1 protein-coding gene is annotated in these 1821 nt (G+C 44.9%); it reads left to right on the forward strand.

Translation table 11 applies throughout. The features are described from left to right. The coding region (locus GPK60_RS08220; protein WP_215659271.1) for an ATP-binding protein at window positions 1-1821 on the forward strand (1821 nt) is incomplete at both ends.

Below are 1821 nucleotides of genomic sequence, written 5' to 3' on the forward strand. Positions count from 1 at the left end.
AAATACCTTGTGCATGACAGCTTCCGTCAGCTTATCGCACAGTCCCGTGAGGGAAAGATTCATGCGTTGCAGATTGCAACTGAAAGTTCAATCCGAAGCATACAGGAACAGTCAAAGAAGCTGGTCACTGGAAAGCTCCGTGAGGTAGCAATCCAAAAGATAGACGACCAGACCGAAGCCCTTGTATCCATGATAGGCGACAATCAAGTGGATTACCGTTTCTTTCTGGGATTCAAGCTCATGGTCACAGAGGACGAAGTCAATCTGAAGAACATCAAAAAATCGGTATTTCTGACATTCCGTGAGTTTTTGAATGAGGTAAGGCACACGCTGATGAATGACTTTGTTTCCATGAGCAATGATGAAATCAACCGTTATGCGAAGATGGAAAAACTGCTGGAAAACAAAATCTCCCGTAGATTCAAAATCCGCCGACTGGAAGCCAAAGATTTTGCCTATCTGATGGAACACCTCTACGGCAGGGACGGGATAGCTTATGAAGATTATGTGTATCCTCTGCCAAAAAGAAAATTAAAAAGAGAAACACTGATTAAGTATTATGACCTTATCCGTCCTACCCGTTGTGTGGTGGAAGAAAGCCAGCGATATTTGCGTCTGGAACATGAGGACAGCAAAAGCTATGTATCCTACTTTACGGTCAATGCCATTGTCGGGGAGCTGGACTTCCCATCATCGGAAATCTTTTATTTCCAGCAACAGCAGTTCACATTCCCTGTGGATACGTCTATGAATGTTGAGATTGTCGGGAATAAGAAAGCCTTAACCACTGTCCGTAACAAGAAAAAGGAATTAAAGGACTTGGATAATCACGCCTATCAAGCCGGAAACGAAACAAGTTCAAATGTGGTGGAAGCCTTGGACAGTGTCGATGAACTGGAAACAGATTTAGACCAGAGCAAGGAAAGTATGTACAAGTTAAGTTACGTCATACGGGTGTCTGCACCCGATCTTGACGAACTGAAACGCCGTTGTGATGAAGTCAAGGACTTTTACGATGATTTGAATGTGAAGCTGGTACGCCCTGCCGGAGATATGATGGGACTGCATGGAGAGTTTCTTCCAGCCAGCAGGCGTTATATCAATGATTATATCCAGTATGTGAAATCCGACTTTTTAGCCGGACTTGGTTTCGGTGCTACCCAGATGTTGGGAGAAAATACAGGAATCTATATCGGATATTCCGTGGATACAGGAAGAAATGTCTACCTGCAACCGTCCCTTGCCAGTCAAGGGGTAAAAGGTACGGTCACAAATGCGTTAGCTTCTGCCTTTGTGGGTTCGCTTGGCGGTGGAAAATCATTCTGTAATAACCTGCTGGTGTATTATTCCGTTCTGTTCGGTGGACAGGCAGTTATCCTAGACCCGAAAAGTGAGCGTGGAAACTGGAAAGAAACACTGCCGGAGATTGCAGAGGAAATCAACATCGTAAACATTACCAGTGATTCCAGCAATCAAGGGCTGTTAGACCCGTATGTGATTATGAAAGATGTCAAGGACGCTGAAAGTCTTGCCATTGATATTCTGACTTTCCTTACAGGAATTTCTTCAAGGGACGGCGAAAAGTTCCCTGTCCTTAGAAAAGCTGTCCGCACGGTATCCCAGAATCAGAACCACGGGCTGTTGCAGGTCATTGAGGAACTGCGGAAAGAGGATACCGCCGTATCCCGTAACATTGCAGACCATATCGAAAGTTTTACGGACTATGATTTTGCACAGCTCCTGTTCTCAGACGGTTCGGTGGAAAATGCAATCAGTCTGGATAACCAGCTCAACATCATACAGGTTGCAGATTTGGTTCTG

The organism is Ruminococcus sp. MCC718 (genome assembly GCF_018783905.1).
GTDB classification, from domain to species: Bacteria; Bacillota; Clostridia; order Lachnospirales; family Lachnospiraceae; genus Hominisplanchenecus; species Hominisplanchenecus faecis.